23 protein-coding genes are annotated in these 25024 nt (G+C 30.8%); 22 read left to right on the top strand and 1 reads right to left on the bottom strand.

All coding sequences use genetic code 11. The features are described 5' to 3' along the window. Positions 1-12: 12 nt before the first annotated feature. The 3 genes from DR024_RS08030 to recJ are packed head-to-tail and all read left to right on the top strand — an operon-like array spanning position 13 to position 5299. The gene (locus DR024_RS08030) at positions 13-2931 is read left to right on the top strand and encodes a DNA topoisomerase IV subunit A (RefSeq protein ID WP_111918484.1); all 2919 of its coding nucleotides are present in this window, start codon (positions 13-15) and stop codon (positions 2929-2931) included. Positions 2932-2956: 25 nt separating this feature from the next. Further along, positions 2957-3508 carry a DJ-1 family glyoxalase III gene (locus tag DR024_RS08035; protein ID WP_111918486.1) on the top strand — a complete coding sequence of 184 codons (552 nt, stop codon included), beginning with the start codon at positions 2957-2959 and terminating at the stop codon, positions 3506-3508. Positions 3509-3529: 21 nt separating this feature from the next. Further along, entirely contained in the window at positions 3530-5299 is a 1770-nt protein-coding gene (recJ, locus tag DR024_RS08040) for a single-stranded-DNA-specific exonuclease RecJ (RefSeq protein WP_099327796.1), read from the top strand. 50 nt (positions 5300-5349) lie between these two features. Here recJ and DR024_RS08045 read toward each other — a convergent pair whose 3' ends face one another. After that, the gene (locus DR024_RS08045) at positions 5350-5532 is read right to left on the bottom strand and encodes an alpha/beta-type small acid-soluble spore protein (protein ID WP_099313770.1); all 183 of its coding nucleotides are present in this window, start codon (positions 5530-5532) and stop codon (positions 5350-5352) included. 132 nt (positions 5533-5664) lie between these two features. Here DR024_RS08045 and DR024_RS08050 point away from each other — a divergent pair, with 132 nt between their 5' ends. The 19 genes from DR024_RS08050 to flgN all read left to right on the top strand — a co-directional run bounded on the left by DR024_RS08050 (position 5665) and on the right by flgN (position 25022). Then, entirely contained in the window at positions 5665-6738 is a 1074-nt protein-coding gene (locus DR024_RS08050; protein ID WP_111918488.1) for an undecaprenyldiphospho-muramoylpentapeptide beta-N-acetylglucosaminyltransferase, read from the top strand. 273 nt (positions 6739-7011) lie between these two features. Continuing rightward, positions 7012-10524 carry a pyruvate:ferredoxin (flavodoxin) oxidoreductase gene (gene nifJ / locus DR024_RS08055; protein WP_099327794.1) on the top strand — a complete coding sequence of 1171 codons (3513 nt, stop codon included), beginning with the start codon at positions 7012-7014 and terminating at the stop codon, positions 10522-10524. Between the two features lie 256 nt (positions 10525-10780). Continuing rightward, positions 10781-11107 carry a DUF1292 domain-containing protein gene (locus tag DR024_RS08060; RefSeq protein WP_027099476.1) on the top strand — a complete coding sequence of 109 codons (327 nt, stop codon included), beginning with the start codon at positions 10781-10783 and terminating at the stop codon, positions 11105-11107. 158 nt (positions 11108-11265) lie between these two features. Next, positions 11266-12090, top strand: coding sequence for a PHP domain-containing protein (locus DR024_RS08065; protein WP_027099477.1), 825 nt, complete (start codon positions 11266-11268; stop codon positions 12088-12090). A 14-nt stretch (positions 12091-12104) separates the two neighbouring features. Then, complete coding sequence (locus DR024_RS08070; RefSeq protein ID WP_027099478.1) at positions 12105-13298, top strand: pyridoxal phosphate-dependent aminotransferase; 1194 nt, start codon at positions 12105-12107, stop codon at positions 13296-13298. A 75-nt stretch (positions 13299-13373) separates the two neighbouring features. Continuing rightward, complete coding sequence (locus tag DR024_RS08075) at positions 13374-14012, top strand: HAD-IB family hydrolase (RefSeq protein WP_027099479.1); 639 nt, start codon at positions 13374-13376, stop codon at positions 14010-14012. A gap of 17 nt (positions 14013-14029) precedes the next feature. Next, entirely contained in the window at positions 14030-14830 is an 801-nt protein-coding gene (locus DR024_RS08080; protein ID WP_027099480.1) for an aminotransferase class IV, read from the top strand. Positions 14831-14904: 74 nt separating this feature from the next. Next, a complete protein-coding gene (locus tag DR024_RS08085; protein ID WP_172458931.1) occupies positions 14905-16803 on the top strand; it encodes a DUF342 domain-containing protein in 1899 nt (632 codons plus the stop codon). A 9-nt stretch (positions 16804-16812) separates the two neighbouring features. Continuing rightward, entirely contained in the window at positions 16813-17265 is a 453-nt protein-coding gene (locus DR024_RS08090; RefSeq protein ID WP_027099482.1) for a chemotaxis protein CheW, read from the top strand. Positions 17266-17273: 8 nt separating this feature from the next. After that, positions 17274-17762 (top strand): chemotaxis protein CheD, encoded by a 489-nt coding sequence (locus tag DR024_RS08095; protein ID WP_111918492.1) that lies wholly within the window; start codon positions 17274-17276, stop codon positions 17760-17762. Positions 17763-17835: 73 nt separating this feature from the next. Then, positions 17836-18603: a CheR family methyltransferase gene (locus DR024_RS08100; protein WP_027099484.1), complete on the top strand. Its 768-nt coding sequence runs from the start codon at positions 17836-17838 to the stop codon at positions 18601-18603. A gap of 13 nt (positions 18604-18616) precedes the next feature. Further along, positions 18617-20602 (top strand): chemotaxis protein CheA, encoded by a 1986-nt coding sequence (locus tag DR024_RS08105; protein ID WP_055183654.1) that lies wholly within the window; start codon positions 18617-18619, stop codon positions 20600-20602. Between the two features lie 21 nt (positions 20603-20623). Next, positions 20624-21223: a chemotaxis protein CheC gene (locus DR024_RS08110; protein WP_027099486.1), complete on the top strand. Its 600-nt coding sequence runs from the start codon at positions 20624-20626 to the stop codon at positions 21221-21223. Positions 21224-21239: 16 nt separating this feature from the next. Then, the gene (locus tag DR024_RS08115; RefSeq protein ID WP_027099487.1) at positions 21240-21602 is read left to right on the top strand and encodes a response regulator; all 363 of its coding nucleotides are present in this window, start codon (positions 21240-21242) and stop codon (positions 21600-21602) included. Positions 21603-21628: 26 nt separating this feature from the next. Continuing rightward, positions 21629-22027: a chemotaxis protein CheW gene (locus DR024_RS08120; RefSeq protein WP_027099488.1), complete on the top strand. Its 399-nt coding sequence runs from the start codon at positions 21629-21631 to the stop codon at positions 22025-22027. Positions 22028-22042: 15 nt separating this feature from the next. Further along, entirely contained in the window at positions 22043-23038 is a 996-nt protein-coding gene (gene fliM, locus DR024_RS08125; RefSeq protein WP_027099489.1) for a flagellar motor switch protein FliM, read from the top strand. Further along, positions 23031-24182, top strand: a complete 1152-nt coding sequence (gene fliY / locus DR024_RS08130; RefSeq protein WP_055183653.1) for a flagellar motor switch phosphatase FliY — start codon at positions 23031-23033, stop codon at positions 24180-24182. Before fliM ends, fliY begins: the two co-directional genes overlap by 8 nt. A gap of 152 nt (positions 24183-24334) precedes the next feature. Then, on the top strand, positions 24335-24619 hold the full coding sequence (gene flgM, locus DR024_RS08135; protein ID WP_027099491.1) for a flagellar biosynthesis anti-sigma factor FlgM: 285 nt from the start codon (positions 24335-24337) through the stop codon (positions 24617-24619). Then, positions 24612-25022 (top strand): flagellar export chaperone FlgN, encoded by a 411-nt coding sequence (gene flgN / locus DR024_RS08140; RefSeq protein WP_027099492.1) that lies wholly within the window; start codon positions 24612-24614, stop codon positions 25020-25022. Before flgM ends, flgN begins: the two co-directional genes overlap by 8 nt. Positions 25023-25024 lie beyond the last annotated feature (2 nt).

Raw genomic sequence — 25024 nt, forward strand, 5'->3', positions numbered from 1 at the left:
GAGGGATAGTTTATGGCTAAAAAAGTTAATAATAATATTCCAAAAGATAATAATATAATTCCAGTACTTCTTGAAGAAGCTATGCCAGACAACTATCTACCTTATGCGGTAGAGGTTGCAAAAGAAAGAGCTCTTCCTGATGTAAGAGATGGTTTGAAGCCAGTTCATAGAAGAATACTATATGGTGCATATTTACTTAAAGCTTTTCCAGATAGACCATACTATAAGTCAGCAAGAATAGTTGGGGATATTTTAGGTAAATTTCACCCACATGGAGATAGTTCTGTATATGATGCATTAACAATATTGGCACAAGATTTCTCTACAAGAGAACCTTTAATAGACGGTCATGGAAATTGGGGATCTATTGATGGTGATAGTGCGGCAGCTATGAGATATACTGAAGCAAGATTAACTCCTATTGCAATGGATATGCTAAAAGATATTGATAAAGATACAGTGGATATGGTACCTAACTATTCAGATAGTGAATTAGAGCCAAGAGTTTTACCAAGTAGATATCCTAATCTTTTGGTCAATGGTTCCTTTGGTATAGCTGTAGGTTTAGCTACTAATATACCTCCACATAACCTTGGGGAAGTAACTGATGGTGTTCTTGCATACATAGATAATCCGGAAATTACTACAAAAGAGTTAATGAATTATATTAAGGGGCCAGATTTACCTACAGGTGGAGTTTTAATTGGAAAAAATTCAATGATTTCTGCTTATGAAACAGGTGAAGGTAAAGTAACATGTAGAGCTAAAACTTCTATAGAAAAATTAGAGAACGGAAGATTAGGGATAGTAATAACAGAATTTCCTTATAGAAGAAATAAGGCGAAATTGTTACAAACTATATCTGAAATGACTGGTGATAAGAGACATCAAAAGGCATTAGAAGCAATAACAGATATAAGAGATGAATCTGATAGAAGTGGTATTAGAGCTGTTATTGAATTAAAGAAAGCTGCTGATGAAGCTACTGCAGACAAGATTTTAAAATACTTATTTAAAAAGACTGACCTACAATGTAATATAAGCTTTAATATGGTTGCTTTAGCAGATGGTAAGCCAGAAACTATGGGACTTAAAACTATTTTAGGTCATTATATAAATCACCAAAAAGAAATAGTTACAAGAAGAACAAGGAAAGAGTTAGAAATAGCAGAAAAGAGATTTCATATAGTTGAAGGGTTTATAAAGGCAATAAATATCTTAGATGAAGTTATTGCAACTATTAGAGAATCTAAGTCTAAGAAGGATGCAGGGGAAAACTTAATTAGTAAGTTTGGTTTTACAGAAGCGCAAGCAACTGCGATCTTAGAGTTAATGCTATATAGATTAACAGGGTTAGAAATAAATGTATTCCAAAAGGAATATAAAGAATTAGAAAGACAAATAAAGAAGTTTAAGAAGATTTTAGCAGAAGAAAAAGAACTTTTAAAAGTAGTGAAATTGGAACTTAAAGAAATAACTGATAAATACAGAAATCCTAGAAGAACTCAAATAGTTGAAGATGATAGTGAAGCAAAGATTGATCTTGAAGAATTAATAGTTGTAGAAGATGTTATGCTTACTATTTCAAAGGATGGATTTATAAAGAGAATTCCATATAAAAATTACATCAGAGCAAATGCAGAACCTTCTGAGATTGAATATAGGGAAGGTGATGAACTAAGATTTTTAGTTAAATCTAATACTACTGATAATATTCTTATATTTACAGATAGAGGAATAATGTATCAAATTAAAGGAATAAATATTCCTGAAGGAAAGTGGAAAGAGAAGGGTGAAAAGCTTGATACATTAATTAAAGCTCTTAACCTTGATGAGGAAAAGATAATTGGAGTTAATTCAGTTAATATAATGTCATCAGATAGATTTGTACAGTTTGTAACAAATAGTGGGTGCATTAAGAGAAGTTCTTTAGATAAATTCCAAACTAATTACTCAAAAGTTCAAGCTGTTAAGCTTAGAGAGGGAGAAAGGGTAGTTAGAACGGATATTTTAGAAGGAGAAAATAAATTTTTAAAAATTTCAACTAAGTTAGGTTTAGAGTTTACTCTAGAAATACCACAATTAGAAGACCTACCTAGAAATATATTAGGAACACAATTATTCAACTTATCTTCTAAAGATGAGGTTATAAATGCTGAATATGTAGAAAGTATGGAGTTTGTTGAATATACTTTAGGGGTTACAGCTAAGGGAACATTAAAAACTTTTGCGAGAGCCAATAAAAATGATTTATTAAAAGTAACTACAGATTCCTCATCTGAATTATTAATGTTTACTAACAAAGGTAACGTTATAAAAATAGCATCATTTATGCTTCAAGAAGCAATTAAAAATAGGGAAATTTCTATTGAAGATTTAGTTTATGGACTAGGTAAAAAAGAAAGAGTAATTGCAATATACTCTATAAAATATTATAGCGAAGAATATGCAGTATATACAATTTCTAATAAGGGATTAGTTAAGAAGACACTTCTTAGTGAGTTCGCAGGAGACTACTTAATACAACAAGCGTACAAATTTAAGAATGAAGATGATGAAGTGGTTAGCATAGATATATCTAATGAAAAAATAGGTCACATTGTATTATTTACTAAAAAGGGTATGGCTATAAGATTCCCTGTATCTAACGTTAATGCAATGGGGAAAATAGCATCAGGTGTTACAGGTATAAGCTTAAAGGATGAAGACGAAGTTGTTTATGGTAAATGCTTTGTAAATATAGAACAGGACTTAAATGGAGAAATTGCTATTTCATCATTATCAGAATATAGGTTCCAATTAGTTACAAAGAATAAGGAAACAGCAGACATTAAATTATCTGATGTTAAACTTCAAAATAGAGCAGGTAGAGGGTCAGGTGTTATGCTAGTTTCTCTTGATGATGAAATAAAGAGTGTAAATATAATCTAATATATGGCTTTTAGGAGGGATTCTTATGAAAAAAGTAGCTGTAATGCTAGCTAATGGTTTTGAGGAAATTGAAGCTTTAACAGTTGTAGATATTATAAGAAGGGCTAATATTACTTGTGATATGTTTAGTATATCTGGTATGGAAGTAAAAGGTGCTCATGATATAGTTGTTAAAGCAGATAAACTAATAAGTGAAGAAGTTAAGGAATATGATGTAATAGTGCTTCCAGGAGGAATGCCTGGTGCTACTAATCTAAGAGATAATGAAGAGGTAATTGATTTAGTAAAATGGTTTAATGATAATAAAAAAATAGTGGCTGCAATTTGTGCGGCTCCTATTGTTCTTGGAAAAGCAGGAATTATTGAAGGAAAGAAGGTAACTTCCTATCCAGGATTTGAAGATGAACTAGTAAAAGGAAGTTATTTAGAAGATTATGTAGTTGTTGACGGTAATATTATTACAAGTAGAGGTCCGGCAACTGCTATGCTATTTGCCTATAAAATTTTAGAGTTATTACAATGTGATAAATGGAAAAACTTAAGTGAGGGAATGTTATTTAACTCCTTAATGAAATAGAGAAGAAATGGGGGAGAAGCTTTGAAAGAAAAGTGGATGGTAATTAATAAAAAAGAAGATTTTATAAAACTTACTAGTGAATATGAAATTAATCCACTAATAGCAAGATTATTGGCCAATAGAGGAATTGTAAATAAAAAAGAAGCTTCTCTTTTTCTAAAAGGTACAGTTAATGATTTAAATGATGCATCCTTGATGAAGGACATGAAAAAAGCAGTATCTATAATTAAGGATGCTATAGAAGAAAAGAAAAAGATAGTTATTTATGGTGATTATGATTGTGATGGAGTATGTAGTACAACTATTCTCTATAGAACCTTAAAGAAACTAGGAGCAAATTTTGATTATTACATACCTAACAGAGAAGATGAAGGTTATGGTATGAATAGTGATAGAATTAGAAAGCTTAAATCAGAAGGGGCAGAAGTAATTCTAACTTGTGATAATGGAATATCTGCTATGGAACAGGTTGAGGTGGCTAAGGATCTAGGTCTCACTGTAATTATTACCGACCATCATGATATACCTTATATTGAAAAAGATGGTAAAAGGATAAATGTTGTTCCTAATAGTGATTGTGTTATAAATCCTAAACAGGAAAACTGTGAGTATCCCTTTAAGGAGCTTTGTGGAGCAGGAGTTGCATTGAAATTTTCTATGGAATTAGTTAATTCTATGAAAAGAAGTTTTTCGGAATTTTATGATTTGTTCCAATATGCAGCTATTGCAACCATTTGTGATGTTGTAGAGCTTTTAGGTGAAAATAGAATAATTGTTAAAGAGGGATTGAAACTAATCAATAACACCTCTAGTATAGGGCTTAAAGCATTAATAAAAGCAACTGGTCTAGAAGGAAAAGAAATAAGTGAGTACCACTTTGGATTTGTACTTGGACCATGTATAAATGCTACAGGAAGATTAGAAACAGCAGATTTATCAGTAGAATTATTAATAACTGAAGATGAGAAGTATGCAGAAGAACTAGCTAAAAAGCTTTATGATTTAAATGTAGAAAGACAAGAATTAACTTTTGATAGTGTTGAAAGTGTTATTTCTAAGGTTGAGGAAGAAATAACAAATGGAGAAAAGGTTATACTTGTATATGATGAGAAGATACATGAAAGTATAGCTGGTATAGTAGCAGGTAGAGTTAGGGAAAGATTTAATTTGCCAGCAATAGTTATGACAAAAGGAAAAGATATGCCAAAGGGGTCTGCTCGTAGTATTGAAGGATATAATATGTTTGAAGAATTGAATAAGTGTAAAGAATATATAGAGAAGTTTGGAGGGCATCCTATGGCAGCAGGTCTATCTGTAAAAGAGGAAAATATATATCTTTTAAGGAAGGCTCTTAATTCTAAATGTACTCTTTCAGATGAAGATATTATTCCAGTTATAAAAATAGACTCTCCATTGGAAATTAAATATTTGGATGAAGGTCTAGTAGAGGAAGTTGAAAGTTTAAGACCTTTTGGAAAAGGCAATGGAAGTCCCATGTTTGCTGTAAAAAATCTCAAAGTATCAAGAGTCTTTTTTATAGGAAAAGATAAAAAATTTATGAAGTTTAGATTCGTTATTCCAGGAACATTTGGATATGTTGAAGGGTTAAACTTTGATAAATACGAAGATTTTAAAAGTATGTTTATAGATAAGTACGGTGAAGAAAAGTTTTTAAAATTAGTAGATAGCGGATATGCAGATTTTAATATGGATATAATTTATTATCCAACTATTAATGAGTTTAATGGAAAAAGAAATATACAACTTAATGTTAAGAACTTTAGGTTATAATTTTAAGAGGATAGCTTGAAGCTATCCTCAATTTTTAAGGTTAGAGAGAATTAAAGACCTCTTTCATATTGTTCTACCATTCTCTTAACCATTTCTCCACCAACACTACCGCATTGTTTAGAAGTAAGGTTTCCGTTGTAATCAGAGAAAGGTATATTCATTTCACTAGCAACTTCGTTTTTGAATTTAGCTAGTCCTTGTTTTGATTCTGGAACTAATGATTGGTTTGACATTTTAATTCACCTCCCTGTAGCCTTGTAATCATAGCTTGTGTAATTTTTTTATGATTATTATATATAATTAGAGGGAAAGGTGGAAAAGCCATACAAATTGTTTATAAAAATAAAAGTTTAGGGGTTGATTTTTTGAGTAAGTATAAAATTATAATGACAGGTGGAGGTACAGCAGGGCATGTAACTCCAAACTTAGCGCTAGTACCAAGTTTGGAAGAGTCTGGCTTTGAGGTTAAGTATATAGGAAGTAAGGATGGAATAGAAAAAGAGATAATAGAATCAAAAGGAATTCCTTACTATGGAATATCATCAGGTAAGTTAAGAAGATATTTTGATATTAAAAATTTTACAGATCCATTTAAAGTTTTCAAGGGAGTAATTGAGGCTAAAAAAATATTAACAAAGGAAAAACCTAATATAGTTTTTTCTAAAGGTGGTTTTGTTGCAGTACCTGTAGTTATTGCTGCTAGTATAAAGAAAATACCAGTGGTTGCTCATGAATCAGATATAACTCCAGGACTTGCTAATAAGTTATCAGCACCGTTTTGCGATAAGCTATGTGTTACTTTTAGAGAAAGCTTAAGTTTTGTAAAAGATAATAAGGGAGTTTTAACAGGAAGTCCTATAAGAAGTGAAATATTAAATGGAAGTAAGTTACAAGGAAAGCAAATATGTGGATTTAAAGATGAAAAAGAAATTTTATTTATTATGGGTGGTAGTCTTGGATCGAAGGTCATAAATGATGTGATTAGAGAAAACTTGGATGAAATTTTAACAAAGTTTAATGTTATTCACATATGTGGAAAAGGAAATTTAGACAGTAAATTACAAAGTTATACTGGATATAAACAATTTGAGTTTGTAAGTGATGAGCTACCTCATTTAATGAAAGCAGCAGATTATATAGTTTCTAGAGCAGGAGCAAATTCTATTTTTGAGTTTTTAGCATTAAAGAAACCAACATTGTTAATACCATTATCTAGAAAAGCTAGTAGAGGAGATCAGATTTTAAATGCAAATTCTTTTAAGAAAGAGGGGTATTCTTTAGTTCTTGAGGAAGAAGAGATAACTAAAGAAAGCTTTTTGTCATATTTAGAGGAATTAAGGACTAGAAAGAAGGAGTTAATTGGTAAAATGAATGCTAAACAAGGAGAGGTTGGAACTTCTGCTGTGATTAAGACAATTATGGAAGTTATGAGGAGGTAGTGTAATTTGCAGAATATTTATAATATTACTTAAATGTTTTTAATTTACAATTCCCTTGCAAAATTGATATTCTGATATATAATTATATACGTAGGTTTGTTTTACTAGGAGGTACAAAAGTTATTTTTTTAACAATGTCGTTATTAATATATTTAATGGACATTATTAATTTAAATGAATAATTCAGTGTATTTTTATGTTAAAATACACTCTACGGTTTAAACAAACATGTTTCTTAATTAATTTTTATATAAAGAAAGAGGGGTCTACGCGATGAGAAAAATGAAAACTATGGATGGTAATACTGCAGCTGCTCATATATCTTATGCATTTACTGAAGTTGCAGCTATCTATCCTATCACACCATCATCACCAATGGCTGAACACGTTGATGAATGGGTAGCACAAGGAAGAAAGAACATATTCGGTCAACCTGTACAAGTTATGGAAATGCAATCAGAAGCAGGTGCTGCTGGTGCAGTTCATGGATCATTACAAGCAGGTGCATTAACAAGTACTTATACTGCATCTCAAGGTTTACTATTAATGATTCCAAACATGTACAAGATTGCTGGTGAAATGCTTCCAGGAGTATTCCATGTTTCAGCAAGAGCACTAGCTACTTCAGCTCTTAATATCTTTGGTGACCACCAAGACGTTATGGCTGCAAGACAAACAGGTTTTGCTATGCTTGCAGAAGGATCAGTACAAGAAGTTATGGATTTATCAGCAGTTGCTCATTTAACTGCAATTAAATCAAGAATACCTTTTGTTAACTTCTTCGATGGTTTCAGAACTTCTCACGAAATTCAAAAGATCGAAGTTCTTGAATATGATGAATTAGCAAACTTAGTTGATTGGGATTCAGTTGAAGCTTTCAGAGCTAGAGCTTTAAATCCTAACCATCCTGTAACTAGAGGTACTGCACAAAATGCTGATATCTACTTCCAAGAAAGAGAAGCAGTTAATAAGTTCTATCAAGCAGTTCCTGATATAGTTGAAGGATACATGGCTGAAATAACTAAGTTAACAGGAAGAGAATATCACTGCTTCGATTACTATGGAGCACCAGATGCAGATAGAATAATCATTGCTATGGGTTCTGTAACAGATGTATGTGAAGAAACTGTTGATTACTTAAATGCTAATGGACAAAAAGTTGGTGTTGTTAAGGTAAGATTATACAGACCATTCTCAATTGAAAAATTAATGAAGGCTATACCAGCATCTGCTAAGAAGATTGCTGTATTAGATAGAACAAAGGAACCAGGATCAGCTGGTGAACCATTATACTTAGACGTTAAGAATGCATTCTATGGTAAGGAAAATGCTCCAGTTATCGTAGGTGGTAGATTTGGTCTAGGTTCTAAGGATCCAAATCCAGGTCACATTGCTGCAGTTTATGAAAACTTAGCAAAGGAAGATTCAAAGGATGGATTTACAATAGGAATCGTTGATGACGTAACAAATACTTCATTAGAAGTTCATCAAGATATAGATGCTACTCCAGAAGGAACTACAGCATGTAAGTTCTGGGGATTAGGATCAGACGGTACTGTTGGTGCTAATAAGAGTGCTATCAAAATCATCGGTGACCATACAGACATGTATGCTCAAGGTTACTTCTTCTATGACTCTAAGAAGTCAGGTGGTATAACAGTATCTCACTTAAGATTTGGTAAGAAGGCAATCAAGTCTCCATACTTAATAAACAAGGCAGACTTCGTTTCATGTTCTAACCAATCATACGTTCATAAGTACAATGTACTTGATGGATTAAAGCCAGGTTCAACTTTCTTACTAAACACTATCTGGACTCCAGAAGAATTAGAAGAAAAGTTACCAGGTTCATATAAGAGATTCTTAGCTAACAACAACATTAAGTTCTACACTATCAATGCTGTTGGAATCGCTCAAGAAATAGGTCTTGGTGGAAGAATCAACATGATAATGCAATCAGCTTTCTTCAAGTTAGCTAACATTATCCCAGTTGAAGATGCTGTTAAGTACCTTAAGGATGCAGTTGTAACTTCTTATGGTAAGAAGGGACAAAAGGTTGTTGATATGAACAACGCAGCTATCGATAAGGGTGTTGAATCAATCGTTAAGATAGATATTCCAGAATCATGGAAGGATGCTAAGGACGAAGAAGTTGAAAACAACCACAAGATGACTGAATTCGTTAAGAATATAGTTATTCCAATGAACAGACAAGAAGGAGACTCTCTTCCAGTATCTACATTCATGGGAATGGAAGATGGTACTTTTGAAGCTGGTACTGCAGCTTACGAAAAGAGAGGAATTGCAGTTAACGTACCTGAATGGGTTCCAGAAAAGTGTATCCAATGTAACCAATGTGCTTACGTTTGTCCACACGCTGCAATTAGACCATTCTTATTAAATGATGCTGAAAAGGCAGCTGCTCCAGAATCAATGAAGTTAGTTCCTGCTAAGGCATTAAAGACAGAAGAACCATTAAGCTTCTCAATTGGAGTAACTCCATTAGACTGTACTGGATGTGGAAACTGTGCTCAAGTTTGTCCAGCTCCAGGAAAAGCTTTAATAATGAAGCCACAAGAATCTCAACATGATCAAATGGAAGCTTGGGATTATGCAGTTGAAGAAGTTTCAGCTAAGAAGAACCCAATGAATAAGAATACAGTTAAGGGAAGCCAATTCGAACAACCATTACTTGAGTTCTCAGGTGCTTGTGCAGGTTGTGGAGAAACTCCATATGCTAAGCTTATAACTCAATTATTTGGTGACAGAATGATGATTGCTAACGCAACTGGATGTTCATCAATCTGGGGTGGTTCAGCTCCTTCAACTCCATATACAATTAACCATAAAGGACATGGTCCAGCTTGGGCTAACTCATTATTCGAAGACAATGCTGAATTCGGATTAGGTATGTTCTTAGGTGTTAAGGCTATAAGAGAAAGAATAGCTAATAACTTAAAGGCATTATTAGAAGAAGGTGTAAATGACGACGTTAAGGTTGTTGTTGAAGACTGGTTAGCTAATATGAACAATGGTGAAGGAACTAGAGATAGAGCTGAAAAGTTAGAAGCAGCTTTAGCTACAGTTAATTCAGAATTAGCTAAGAAAGTATTAGATGAAAAAGACTACTTCGTTAAGAGATCTCAATGGATATTCGGAGGAGACGGTTGGGCTTACGATATCGGATACGGTGGGGTTGACCATGTATTAGCATCTGGTGAAGATGTAAATATATTCGTATTTGATACAGAAGTTTACTCTAATACAGGTGGACAATCTTCTAAGTCTACTCCAACAGCTGCTATAGCTAAGTTCGCAGCATCTGGTAAGAAGACTAAGAAGAAAGACCTTGGAATGATGGCTATGAGCTATGGTTATGTATATGTTGCTCAAGTAAATATGGGTGCAGATAAGAACCAAACTCTTAAGGCTATTGCTGAAGCAGAAGCTTATCAAGGACCATCATTAATCATTGGTTATGCTCCATGTATTAACCACGGTATTAAGATTGGTATGGGTAACAGCCAACAAGAAGCTAAGAGAGCTACTGATTGTGGATACTGGGCTATGTACAGATACAACCCACAATTAAAGGGAACTAAGAATCCATTTGCTTTAGATTCTAAGGAACCAAAGGCAGACTTCAAGGAATTCTTAATGGGTGAAGTAAGATATGCTTCATTAGCTAAGGCGTTCCCAGAAGCAGCAGATGCTTTATTCGAAAAGACTTACAATGATGCTATGGAAAGATTAGCAGGATATAAGAAATTAGCTGAACAAGAATAATTTCTTTAAATATGAAAAGCTGTATCATTAATTGATGCAGCTTTTTTGCGTATATATTTCCATAAAAGCTATGTATACTGAAAGTTGCTTCTCAGTAAGTTCGTATTTGTGATTTTTGTTGAATAATAATTAGTTAATTTACTAATGTTATTAATTACATAAAATAAAATTCTAATTATTTTAAAATATAGCTTTTAATTTATAAGAAATAAGGGTAAAATTAAAACAACTACTTATTTAAAAGGAGGATTTGAAAATGAGTGATGAATTAAATAAATGTGGATGCGGACATGACCACGATCATGAAGGATGTGGATGTGGACACGATCATGATGAACATGGTTGTGGATGTGAAGAGCATGAAAGCTTTGTAATTGATTTAGAAGATGATAACGGAAACGTAATATCTTGTCCTATTATAGATGCTTTTGAGTTTGAAGAAAAGGAATATGTTTTAGCTCAAAGTCCAGAAGATGACTCAGTATACTTATTCAGAGCTGATGGTGAAGAGTTAGTAGTACCTGAAGAAGAAGAATTTGATAGAGTTGCTACTTATTATAATGACGAATTAGTAGAAAAGTAGAAAGAGAGTGGTAAATCCACTCTTTTTTTACGTCTAGACCAGTTATTAAATAAGAACTAGTTAAGCAATAGAAAAGTAAATGGAAAATTATAATAAATGATTTACAAGGTAGTTCATTAATGCTATATTTTTTATAGATAGGAAGGAAGGTGCACACTATGAAATATGCAGATTTACATATTCATTCTTCCTACTCTGATGGAGTATTAGCACCAGAAGAAATAGTGGAATTAGCTAAAAATCAAGGTATTAAATATATATCAATAACTGATCACGATTCTATTTCTGCTCAGTATATTATTGATAAAAAGGATACTGGTGTAAATATTATACCTGGAATTGAACTTAGTACGGAATATAATGATTTAGAAATACATATTCTGGGGTATTTTATTGATATAAATAATAGAAGATTAAATGAAGTTGTAAGTGGATTAAGAAGATCAAGGGTAGAGAGAACATACAAAATCTTAGAAAAGTTAAAAGAAAACAAGGTGTATATTGATATAGATGAAATAGCAGTTGATAAAGATTCATCTATAGGTAGGGGGAATATTGCAAACGCAATTGTAAACAAAGGTTACGCTGAAAATTATAAAGAAGCATTTTCTAAATACCTAATAAAAGGAAAATCTGCCTATGTTAAAGGTGAAAAACTTTCATATAAAGAAACATTGCAAGTTATTAATGAAGCTGGAGGCATATCAGTGCTAGCCCACCCTGGTAAGATATATAGAAGTATAGAAATAGAGAATGTAGTAAGAGAGTTAAAATGCTATGGTTTAAATGGGATAGAAGTATATCATCCAAGTCATAGTAAAGAACAGATTAATAGTTTTTATAATTTAAGTAAGAAATATAAAATGTTGATAACAGGTGGTAGTGATTTTCATGGATGTTCTAATAAATCTATTTTATTAGGAACACAGGGAATCAACGAGCTACTTTTAGATAAATTAATTAATTATAAGCAAAAGCAATAAGTGGAGGAGATAAAATGAATTATTCAAAAAAGGCTATGAACATAACTCCATCAATAACCCTTGCAATTACTGCCAAAGCTAAAGAGCTTAAGGGGGCAGGAGTTGATGTTGTAAGTTTTGGGGCAGGAGAACCAGATTTTAACACACCTAAAAATATAATGGAGGCAGCTATCAAGTCTATGGAAGAAGGAAAAACAAAATATACTCCTACTTCTGGAATAATAGAGTTAAGAGAGGCAATATGTAAAAAACTTAAAGAGGACAATAATTTGCACTATAATTCTAATCAGATAATTGTTTCTACAGGAGCAAAACAATGTTTGGCAGATGCTTTTATGGCTATATTAAATCCAGGAGACGAGGTTATAGTACCGATTCCATATTGGGTAAGCTATCCTGAATTGATAAAACTTGCTGATGGGATGCCTGTTTTTGTTGAAGGTAAAGAGGAAAATGATTATAAATATACTTTAGAATCTTTAAATAAAGTAGTTAATAATAATACCAAGGCAATTATTATAAATAGTCCTAACAATCCAACAGGAACTGTTTATTCTATAGAAGAGCTAAAAGAGATAGCTGAGTTTGCCAAAAAGCATGATTTAATAATTATATCTGATGAAATATATGAGAAGTTAATATATGATGGTAAAAAACATGTTAGTGTAGCTTCTCTTTCAGAAGACGCTTACAATAGGACAATAGTTATTAATGGCTTTTCTAAATCTTACGCGATGACTGGATGGAGATTAGGTTATGCAGCAGGAAACGCAGAAGTGATTAAGTTAATGACTAGTGTTCAAAGTCATGTTACTTCTAATGCTAATTCAATAGCTCAATATGCAGGAGTGGAAGCTCTAAATGGGCCAAAAGATGAAATTGAAAAAATGGTTGGGAAGTTTGAAGAGAGAAGAAACTTAATGATAGATAGAATTAAAAATATCACTGGATTGAGTGTTATTAGACCTGAAGGTGCGTTCTATGTAATGATTAATTTGGAAAATTATCTAGGAAAGAGTATAAATGAGAATGTTATTAATAACTCAGTAGATTTCTCAAGAGAACTTTTAGAACATGAAAAGGTTGCTGTTATACCAGGATCTGCTTTTGGGTTAGACAAGTATATTAGATTGTCTTATGCGACTTCAGAAGAATTAATATTAAAAGGTTTGGACAGAATTGAAAGTTTCTTAAATAAGTTAAAGTAAAGAGGTGGCTATGCCACCTTTTATTTTTTTGAATAGATATTATATAATAAATACAAAGATAAGTGGAGGAATAAAATGAAAAAGTTAGCTATATTTGATATTGATTATACTATTACAAAGAAAGAAACATTAATGGAGTTTTATAAGTATTCTTTAGAAGAAGATATAAAAAATATTAGATTTTTACCAAGAGCTTTATATAGTGGTTTAATGTATGGCATAGGTATATATGATGAGAGAAGGGTTAAGGAGTGCTTTTTAAAGTTTATTGATAATATTGAAGAAGAAAAATTACAAGAATTAGTTAAAAGATTTTATAAGAACAGGTTAAGTAAAATATTATATAAAGATGCAGTAGATATGATGTATAAATTAAAAAAGGAAGGTTATGATATTTATTTAATATCTGCATCTCCTGAGTTTTATATAAATGAGTTTTATAACATTGATGTTGTAGATAAGGTTATTGGAACGAGGTTTGAATTTAAAGAAGGAAAATTTATTAGAAAGATGTTAGGTAACAATTGTAAAGGTGAAGAAAAGGTAAAAAGGTTGAAGGAAGTTTTATCAAAAGAAAATATTAAAGTGGATTTTAAAAATTCATATATGTTTTCTGATTCTTTATCAGATAAACCACTTTTAGATTTGGTTGGAAAACCTTATTTAATTAATTATAAGAAGAAGCATGAGATAGAAATATTAAAATGGATTTAAGAGGAGGAGTAAAAATGATTGAAGCTATTAATGAATATTATATTGATAACGGCAAATTAAGAAAGCTAGAAGAATGGAGAGAAGAAGGGGAAGGAAAACTAATATATGAAGTTATTAGAATAATTAATGGGAAACCACTATTTTATAAAGAACATTATGACAGAATGATAAACTCATTTAAATTAAATAACTACAAAAATGATATTACATATGATGAGGTGTTGAATGATATAAATAATCTAGTAAAATCAAATAACAAGACTTTAGGAAATATAAAAATAATTTTTAATACGAAATCTAATGAATTTAAAATATTTTTTATAAAGCATTCTTATCCTACAGACGAAATGTATAAAGAGGGGGTAAAAACAATACTGTATTTTGGAGAAAGAGAAAATCCAAATGCAAAGGTTATTAACAACAGTTTTAGAGGAGCAGTAAATAAAGAAATAAAGAAAAATGATGCTCATGAAGCTATTCTTGTTGATAGAAATGGATATATAACAGAAGGTAGTAGATCAAATATTTTTCTTATAAAAGGTTCTAATGTTTATACATCTAAGGTAGAAGCTGTTTTGCCAGGAGTTACAAGAACAGAGATAATTAAGGTGGCAAAAGAAAACAGCATTAACATTATAGAGGAAAATATAAGATATACTGATCTAGAAAAATTTGATGTGTTGTTTATTTCGGGAACATCACCTAATATTTTACCAATAAGAAGAGTAAATGGGTTAGAGTTTGATGTTGAAAATGATTTGTTAAGAAAATTAATGAGGTTATTCGATGAATTAATTTGTAGAAATACACTAAACTAAATAAATTTTCATATATTTTACAAACTATTCTTATATGATATACTTAATAAAGGGGAAAATGGGAGATGGTGTATATGAATTGTAACTTTATAGGAAAAAACCTAGAAGAATGTTTATGTGAAGCAGAAAGGCAATTATCTATCCCAAGGAATAAACTTGTATATAAGATAATAAAGGAAGAAAATGGTATATTTAGGAAACGCTGTGAAATAAAAGTTATAGAGAAAAGTAAGAATCAAGATAAGAGTAGTAATTCAATAGATATAGTGGATAATAAAATACTTATAAAGGATAAGCAGAATAAGTTTAATTTAGATTTTGAGGAAGATATAGAGTTATATGTTAATGGTGAAAGAGCAGTATCTGGTGTAGAAGTTACTTTTGAAGATGCTATAACCTTTAAGTTAGAAGGAGTAAAAGCAAAAAGAGAACTAAAAATAGACACATCAGATAAGGTTCAAGCTAAAATATATATTTTATATACTCCAGAATATAAACCTGTTTTAAAGTACGAAAAGACTTTAGGTAGAATTAAACTGAAAAAGGATTTTGATACTGGAGAGCTTCCGCCTAAATACACTAAAGAAGAGATATTAGAAGTGTTGTCTTTAAAGCAAATAACCTATGGTATTGATGAAGGTGTTATTGCAAAAGCAGTAGAGATGAGCGAAGTGAATGGAGAATTAATAGCTAAGGGAGTTAATGCTCAAAATGATGAAAATGATAAGATAAAAACATATTTCGATAGTATAAAGAAAAATGTAGATGAAAATTCTATTGAAAATATTGATTATAAAAATATGTACTCCATAGAGAATGTAAAAAGTGGAGATATTATTGCGGAACTTATCATTGGAAAAGTGGGGAAAGATGGAATAGATGTATTTGGCGGAGTTATAAAGAGGAAAGTTAAGAATAAATTGAAGTTAAGGATCGGTGTTGGGTGTAAGATTGAGGATACTAAGGTGGTAGCAACTACAGAAGGTAGGCCTTCTATAAAGAATGGAGTTTTTAATGTTTTTAAAACCTTTGAGACTTCTAAAGATGTTGACATAAAGAGCGGTAATATCGATTTTATTGGTGATGTCAAGATTAATGGAAATATAAAAGAAGGTATGAAGGTAACATCAGGTAATAGTGTAGAGGTTAATGGGAATGTAGAGAGGGGAACAATTTCTGCACAAGGTGAAGTGAGGGTGGCAGGCAGTGTGATTAGTTCTACTATAACTGCAGGAACTAAAGATTTAGATAGGCAGTTATATGTGGATAACTTGAGAAGTTTAAAAAAGGACTTAGAACTGTTAATCTCTTCAGTTAAACAAATAAAAGAGAATAGTGTTCTTGGTGCTGAAAAAGAAGATGGAGAAATTATTAAATTATTGATTGAAACTAAGTTTAAATCTGTTATTAGAGTTTCTATTTTAATAATGAGCATATCAAGTAGTATTGGAAATAGTTCTCAATATATATATGACTTTATAAAGGAAAAGATTATTGGATTAGGTCCTTTAAAAATTAAGTTTGCAAATGAGTTATACGATTTTATTAGATATATAGAAGATGAAGTTAAAGTTAATGAGTTGGAAACAATAATACCAGTAAATATATATGTAGGATATTGTCAGGATGGAAAAATAGAGTCAAGCGGGAAAGTAATAATTAATGGTAAAGGTATGTATACATCAGAAATAACAGCTAAAGATGGTATAGAAGTATTATCAAAAGGGGCTGTTGTTAGGGGAGGAACTTTAAAGGCTAACAATTATATTAAGGTTAGTACTGTGGGAAGTAATGCAGGTGTTAGTACTATTTTACATACTTCTAAAAATGGAAGAATAGAAGCAGAGGTGGCTTATCAAAATACAGTTTTCTGTTTTGAAGAAAGACAATATATATTAGAAGTTCATTCAAAAAACATAAAAGCCTATCTAGATAAAGATGGCCAAATAGTTGTAGAAAAGTTTGTATTTTAGGAGGAATGTATGGAAAAGATAGAAAATAAAATGCTAATATTTAGGCTAGGAGAAGAGTGTTATTCTGCTTATATTAGTGAAATAGAAAGAATTTTAGAGTATACTGAAGCCGTACAGATTCCTGATGCACCAAGCTTTGTTGAAGGGGTAATTAATTATGAAGGGCATGTTATGCCTGTCATAAATTTATGCAAAAAGTTTAAATTGGATTGTTGTAATAATAATTGTAAAGACTTTAAGATTATTGTAGTAAAAAGAGAGAATAGAAAATTTGGTGTCATTGTAAATAACGTATATGAGGTTTCCAGTGTTTGTGATGAAATGTTGGAAAAGGTGCCATCCATAACTTTATCGGAAAACAATAATTATATAAAAGGGTTAGTTAAGGTTGATAGTAAAATAATAATTCTTTTAGATATGGAAAGTCTTTTGTCAAAAGAAGATATTGATCAAATATTTTAGGGGGAATTATGGAGTATACTGAAGTTAAAGTAGGAATATCAGATTTGAATGTAGTTCTTCCTCCTCAGAAAATTATAACTATAGGATTAGGGTCTTGTGTTGGAATTGGGCTTTATGATGCAGATTCAAAGGTGGCAGGATTAGCGCATATAATGTTGCCAGATAGTACTCAATTTAGGAATGTTACACAACCTTTAAAATTTGCAGATTTAGCCATACCAATATTGATAGAAAAAATGGTATCAAAAGGATGTAAAAGAAAAAATATAGTTGCTAAAATTGCAGGTGGAGCATCTATGTTTAACTTTAGTGATAAAAATATGATTAGTGATATTGGTAAAAGAAATACAGAAGCAGTAAAACAGTCATTAAGATCACATGAAATACCTATAGTGGCTGAAGAGACTGGAGGAAACAAAGGAAGAACTATGATAATAGATTCTAGTAATGGAGAGGTTACAATTAGAGTTGTAGGAAAAGGAATATTAACTCTATAAAATACATAAATTTTGTGAAGTCTTTAGTTGATTAAAATTAAAGATGAACTTAGAGAGGAAGATAAAAAGTATTATGGAATTTAATGATTTTCATAAGTGGGTTCATAGAGAGTATGGGATGAATTTATCTGCTTATAAGTCAGAACAGCTAAATAGAAGAATATCTAGTCTTATGGGAAGATTAGATATTTCAAGTTTAGAGGAGTATAGAAAAATAATAGTTAGTGATAGCGAGCAAAGAGAGAGGTTTTTTGATTTTATAACGATAAATGTAACTGAGTTTTTTAGAAATCCTGAGCTTTTTAAGGAGTTAGAACAGATAATAAAAAAGTCATTAATACATAAAAATGAAAGCTTAAAAATATGGAGTGCTGCTTGCTCCATCGGTTGTGAACCCTATAGCTTAGCAATAATGTTAGACAAGTTATCCGTTAAAAATAATGTGAAAATAATTGCTACAGATATAGATAGAAATGCATTAGCTAAGGCTGAAAAAGGAGTTTATACACTAGATGAAATTAAAAATGTAAAAAAAGAAGATTTAGATAAATATTTTGAAAAAATAGACGATAATTATTGTGTTGGTAAAAACATAAAATCAATGGTCACTTTCAGAAAGCATGATTTAATAACAGAAAAGTATGAGGGTGGGTTTGATTTAATTGTATGTAGAAATGTAGTTATTTACTTTAAAAGTGATGCTAAGATGGAAGTGTATAGTAAGTTGGCAGGTGCTTTAAATAAAGGTGGTTTTTTATTTGTAGGAGGTACAGAAAGTATATATGACTATAAAAAAGTTGGCTTAGAACGAGTTTCTACATTTATTTATAAAAAGCTATAGAGGGGGTATATGAATGGATACATCGCAATATATGAATATGTTCTTAGAAGAATCCATGGATAATCTTCAAACATTAAATGAATCATTATTAGAATTAGAAAAAAATCCTAATGATGTTGATAAGGTAAATGAAATATTTAGAGTGGCCCATACAATTAAGGGAATGGCTGCAACAATGGGGTTTACGGATATAGCTGAATTAACTCATAAGATGGAAGATGTTTTATCAAAGTTCAGAGATGGTCAGTTAAATGTTACTCAAGAGGTTGTTACAGTTCTCTTTGATTGTTTAGATACATTAGAAAGAATGGTAAGTAATATTGAAGAAGGGACAGATTCTAGTGTAGATATAGAGCCAATAATAAAATCTTTACATAATATTTCTCAGGTGAATGATGTAGATGGAAGTCAAGAAGTAGAAAGTTTAGTTACATTAGAAAAAGATAATTGTAGTATGGAACTAAATGATTATGATATGTCAATAATAAAGCAAGCCCAAGAAAAAGATTTTAATGCTATAGAGTTAAGTATAACATTAAGTGAAAATACGTTATTAAAATCTGCTAGAGCCTTTTTAATTGTAAAGGATTTAGAGGAAATTGGTGAAATAATTAAATCTAAACCATCTACAGAAGATATAGAAAATGAGGACTTTGAGCTTCAATTAGACTTCGTTTTAATTACTACAAGCTCAGAGGATGAAGTTAAAAAGTTAGTTGAAAATATTTCTGAAGTTAGAATGGTTGAGACTAAATTAATAGAGTTTCAAAAGATAGAGGAGAGCGCAGTTAAGCCAAAAGAGGTTAAACTGGAACCAAAAGAGGTTACTGAAGAGAAGAAAAAAAGTGTAAAAAAAGAAGGGTATAAGAAATCACATCAATCAGTAAGAGTTGATCTAGAGAGAATAGATAAACTTATGAATATGGTTTCTGAATTAGTTATATATAGGACAAGACTTGAACAAATAGTAGTAGACCATAAATCATCTGATTTAACAGAAACTTTGGAGCAAGTTGGAAGAACAACTACAGATCTTCAAGATTTAGTTATGAAAATTAGAATGCTTCCTTTAGATACTGTATTTAATAGATTCCCAAGAATGATTAGGGATATATCAGTAGAATTAAATAAGGAAATTAATTTTGTTATTGAAGGCGCTGAAACAGAACTAGATAGAACTGTTATAGATGAAATTGGGGAACCACTAATACACTTATTAAGAAATGCAGCAGATCATGGAATTGAAACTAAAGAAGAAAGAATAGCTAAAGGAAAACCTGCAGTAGGTACAATTAAGCTTGTTGCATATCAAGAAGGAACAAAAGCTTTAATAAAAGTAATAGATGATGGCGCAGGAATAAATGTTGAAAAAGTAAAAGCTAAAGCTGAAAAAGTTGGTATTAACACAGAAGGATTAAGTGATGACGAGATTAAAAATTTAATCTTTGCACAAGGGTTCAGTACTAATGAAGTTGTTACAGATATATCAGGTAGAGGAGTAGGAATGGATGTTGTTAGGGCAAAAGTTTCAGCTCTTGGAGGAACTGTAGATCTAATTAGTGAAGAAGGTAAAGGGTCAACATTTGTAATTAGGTTGCCGCTTACATTGCAAATAATACAAGCTTTATTGGTTAATGTTGGTAATGAAACTTTAGCAATTTCTCTAGGATTTATAGATAGGGTTATTGATTATAAGAAAGATAATATTAAAAAGAGTAATGGTAAAGAAGTAATTATATATAGAGATGATGTAATACCATTAGTTAGATTAAATGAAAGATTAAATATAGAATCTGTAGATACAGAGAAAAAGTTTGTAATTATTGTTAAGGTTGGTGAAAAGACTATTGGACTTCTTGTTGATTCGTTAATGGGACAACAAGAGATAGTAATTAAGCCATTAGGCAATACATTGAGTTCTTTAAAAGAGTATATAGGTGCAACTATATTAGGTAATGGATTAGTTACATTAATACTTGATGTAGGAGCCTTAATATAAAAAAATATTAGGAGGTATGTAATGGATCTTGATAATTTGAGCAATATACAGCTTGATGCATTAAAAGAAGTTTCTAATATAGGAGCAGGAAATGCAGCAACTGCATTATCAATGATGCTTGGAAAAAAGATTGACATGACTGTACCTTCAGTTAATATGATAAAATTAAGTGAAATGTATAATGATGAAGCAGAATCATTGGTCTGTGGAATCGTAGTTAGAGTACTTGGAGATATTCAAGGAAATATATTAATTATTTTTAAAGACAGTGTAGCTCACGATATTGTAGAAATGTTAACTGGAGTTAGAGAAAATGAGTTGTCAGACTTAGGTGATTCAGCACTATGTGAAATAGGAAATATTCTTTCTGGATCATATATGAATGCTATAACGCAATTCACTGGATTATGTGTTATACCATCAGTACCAGCAGTAGCTCATGATATGTTGGGAGCAATATTAGCAACAACTTTCGTAGAGTCTGGTCAGTATGACGAAAATATATTAGATATAGAAACAGTATTTTCAGATGAATTAAATAGTAATATAGGAGCACATTTTTATTACATACCTGTTCCTGGTTCATTTGAAAAGATATTAAAATCAATTGGAGTATATTAATTTGGAGGTTAAAGATATGGCGAATAAAGTATTAATAGTTGATGATGCAGCTTTTATGAGAATGATGATAAAGGATATTTTAGAGAAAAATGGATATGATGTTATTGGTGAGGCTAGTAATGGATTAGTAGCAGTAGACTTATATAAAAAGGAAAAACCAGATGTTGTTACTATGGATATAACAATGCCAGATATGGATGGTATTGAAGCTGTTAAGCAAATAAGAGCATTTGATCCTAATGCAAAGATTATAATGTGTTCAGCTATGGGACAACAATCAATGGTAATGGATGCTATCAAATCAGGAGCAAAAGATTTTATAGTTAAGCCTTTCCAAGCAGATAGAGTACTTGAAGCAATTAAAAAAGTAATAGGCTAATTATCCTAATTATAGGAGGGATACAAATGCAAATAGTAGTATTTAAGTTGGGCGATGAACATTTTGCTGTTGAAACAGAAAAGGTTCAAGGGATAAATGATATGATGAGTATAACTCTGGTACCTAAAGCGCCTAATTACATTAAAGGATTAATTAATTTAAGAGGTAGCATAAAATCATTAGTTGATATTAATCTACTTCTAAATGTAGATACATCTGATAATCAAGAAAATATAATAATTCTCAATGTTGGAGATGAAGAAATAGGAATTTGTGTAGATGAGGTAGAAGAGGTTCTAGATATAGAAGAAGCTTCTATCCAGAGAGTAGAAACAGAAGTTGAATATCAATATATAAAGGGAATTTATAAACATGATGAAAAACTGCTTACTATAATTGATATAGACAAACTATTAAATATATAGAAAAGAGGGACAAGTATGGCAGATGTTTTATCACAGAGCGAAATAGATGCCTTGTTGTCTGCCTTATCTACAGGGTCGTTAGAACCGGATGAACTTCAAAAAGAAGAAGAAAAACATAAGGTTAAAGTATATGATTTTAGGAGTCCACAAAAGTTTTCAAAAGATCATATTAGAACTTTAGAGTTAATTCATGATAATTATGCAAGAATAATATCTAATTTCTTAACCGCACAATTAAGAAAAAACGTTAAAGTAAAAATAGAAACTGTAGAGCAGATAACCTATGAGGAATTTATACATTCAATACCCAATCCAACAATAATGACTATGTTCAGAATGCCACCTCTAACAGGGACTATATTATTTGAAACTAATCCGCAATTCTCTTTTCAAATAATAGATGTACTATTAGGGGGAACTGGAGAAAGGAATACAGTTAGTAAGGAATTTTCGGATATAGATAAAAACATAATGATGCAAATTACTTCAGGAATGATTTCTAATTTGAAACTTGCATGGGAAGATATATTAAGTGTTGAGCCAGAGGTTGAATCTTTAGAAACAAATCCAGCTATAAATCAAACATTAGCACCAAACGAACCAGTTGCTTTAGTTACTTTTTCTGTAGAAATGGGTAAGAGTAATACATTTATTAATATATGTATTCCATACCTAAGCATTGAAAAGGTATTGGATAAATTAGTTGTTCAATATTGGTTCCAAAATGAAAAAGATGCATCAGGCGATGAAGTAAGAGAAAAGATTAAAGAGGGACTTAATCCAGTAGAGATAGAAATGTCAGCAGAATTAGGGTGTACTCATTTAACAATTGATGATTTCTTAAATTTATCTAGGGGAGATATAATAAGATTAGATAATAAATGTACTAGTCCTATAAAGATATATGTAGAAGATCAAGAGTGTTATTATGCAAAGCCAGGAATTACTGGTAAGAATTTAGGGGTTGCAGTATTGGATATAATAGATAAGGATGTGAATGAGTATGAGTAATGGTTTTTTATCTCAAGAAGAGATAGATTCACTATTAAATGGAAGTGATGACTCTTCAAGTAATACAGGGAGTAATGATAACTCAGTTAATTTGTTAAGTGATATAGAGAAAGATCTTTTAGGGGAAATAGGAAATATTTCTATGGGATCTGCATCAACAGCCCTTTATCAAATAATAAATCAAAAAGTAAATATAACAACACCAGTTGTTTCAATTACAACATTAAAGGAAATAAAAGAAACCTTTGAAACACCAACTGTTGTATTAGATGTAGAATATACAAGTGGAATAATAGGAAGAAATATACTTATTATTAAGACTGAAGATGCTGCTGTTATAGCTAATTTAATGATGGGCGGAGATGGAATTGTTGAAAATCATGAACTATCAGAAATAGAAATTAGTGCTGTACAAGAAGCTATGAATCAAATGATAGGTTCTGCAGCTACGTCAATGGCTACTATGTTTTCTAGAGAAGTAAACATATCACCACCTATATCTAAAATATGGAGCAATAGTGAAGACGCTCTTTCTAGTGAGATTCCAGAGGATCAAGCGATTGTAAGAGTTAATTTTAGAATGACAATAGGAAACTTGGTTGACAGCAATATAATGCAGATACTTCCTGTGGAGACTGCAAAGAAAATTGTATCTATAATGATAGGTAAAGAAGATGAAGACAGTAATGTTTCTGAACAAAATGATAATCCTGTAAATAATGAGATTTTAGTTGAAAGTTATAATGATTCATATGAAGATGTTTATGAAGTAAATCAACCTGTATCAGAAAAAACAATAATTGAAACTCCACAACCACAAGTGGAAGTACATAAAGCTAGTTTTGAGCCTTTAGTAGAAAGTAAAAAGTCTGGGGTGTCTAATAAAAATATTGATTTGATTCTAGATGTTCCATTAGATATTTCTGTAGTTCTTGGTAGAACCAAAAAGAGTATAAAAGACATATTAAACTTTAGTACAGGCTCCTTAATAGAATTGGATAAATTAGCAGAAGAACCTGTTGAAGTACTTGTAAATGGAAAAACAATTGCTTTAGGAGAAGTAGTTGTGGTAGACGAGAATTTTGGTGTTAGAATAACAAGTATAGTAAGTAATACCGAAAGAATAAATTCATTAAAGAAGTAATGATATAATAAAAGCTATGTTGATTATAATCAATGTAGCTTTTATTACATTCCAGTAATTGTAAAATAAAAAGTTAAAATTAACATAAAACTATAAATTATATCTTAGTATATTCGATAATAAATATATAGGTTACTTGGGAGGTAAGTATTATGAATATAAATGGGATAAATTCTAATAATGTTATTAATCTTTATTCAAAAAATAGAAATAGAGTATCTCAAACAAAGGAAGTAAAGAGTGTTTCTGACAGAATAGAAATATCTAAGTTAGGAAAGAGTTTAACTAACTATACATTAGAAGGAGTAAATGTGGATAATTCTAAAAAAATTCAGGAACTAAAAAATCAAATTAATAATGGAACTTATAATGTTGATGCTAAGTTAACTGCTAGAAGTATTCTAGATACAATTAAGGAGAACGGTTTAAATGAGTAATGAGTTAACTATAGTTATAAAAAATGAAGGAGAAGCTTTAAAGAAGCTTTTATCACTACTAGAAAAACAATATAAACATGTGATGAAAAAGGAAGTCTTTGAGTTAGAAGCTTTAGTTGACGAAATAAAGTTGGTAAATAAAGAAGTTGCTCAAGCAGAGGTTGAGAGAAGAAAACTAGTTGGGAAAAGAAGTATGAGAGAAATTGTGAATACTTCTAATGATGAGGAGCTTGATAACTCATATAGAGAAATTAATAGAATAATATTAGCTGTAAAGCAACAAAAAGAAACTAATGAATTGTTGATAAGGCAGCAAATGAGTTTTAATAATCAAATATTAAATATAATAAATCCAAGAAGAGAAATGAAGACATATAATTCATATGGAAATCTTTCAAGATAGGA

The sequence above is a fragment of the Clostridium paraputrificum genome, from assembly GCF_900447045.1.
Classification (GTDB): domain Bacteria; phylum Bacillota; class Clostridia; order Clostridiales; family Clostridiaceae; genus Clostridium; species Clostridium paraputrificum.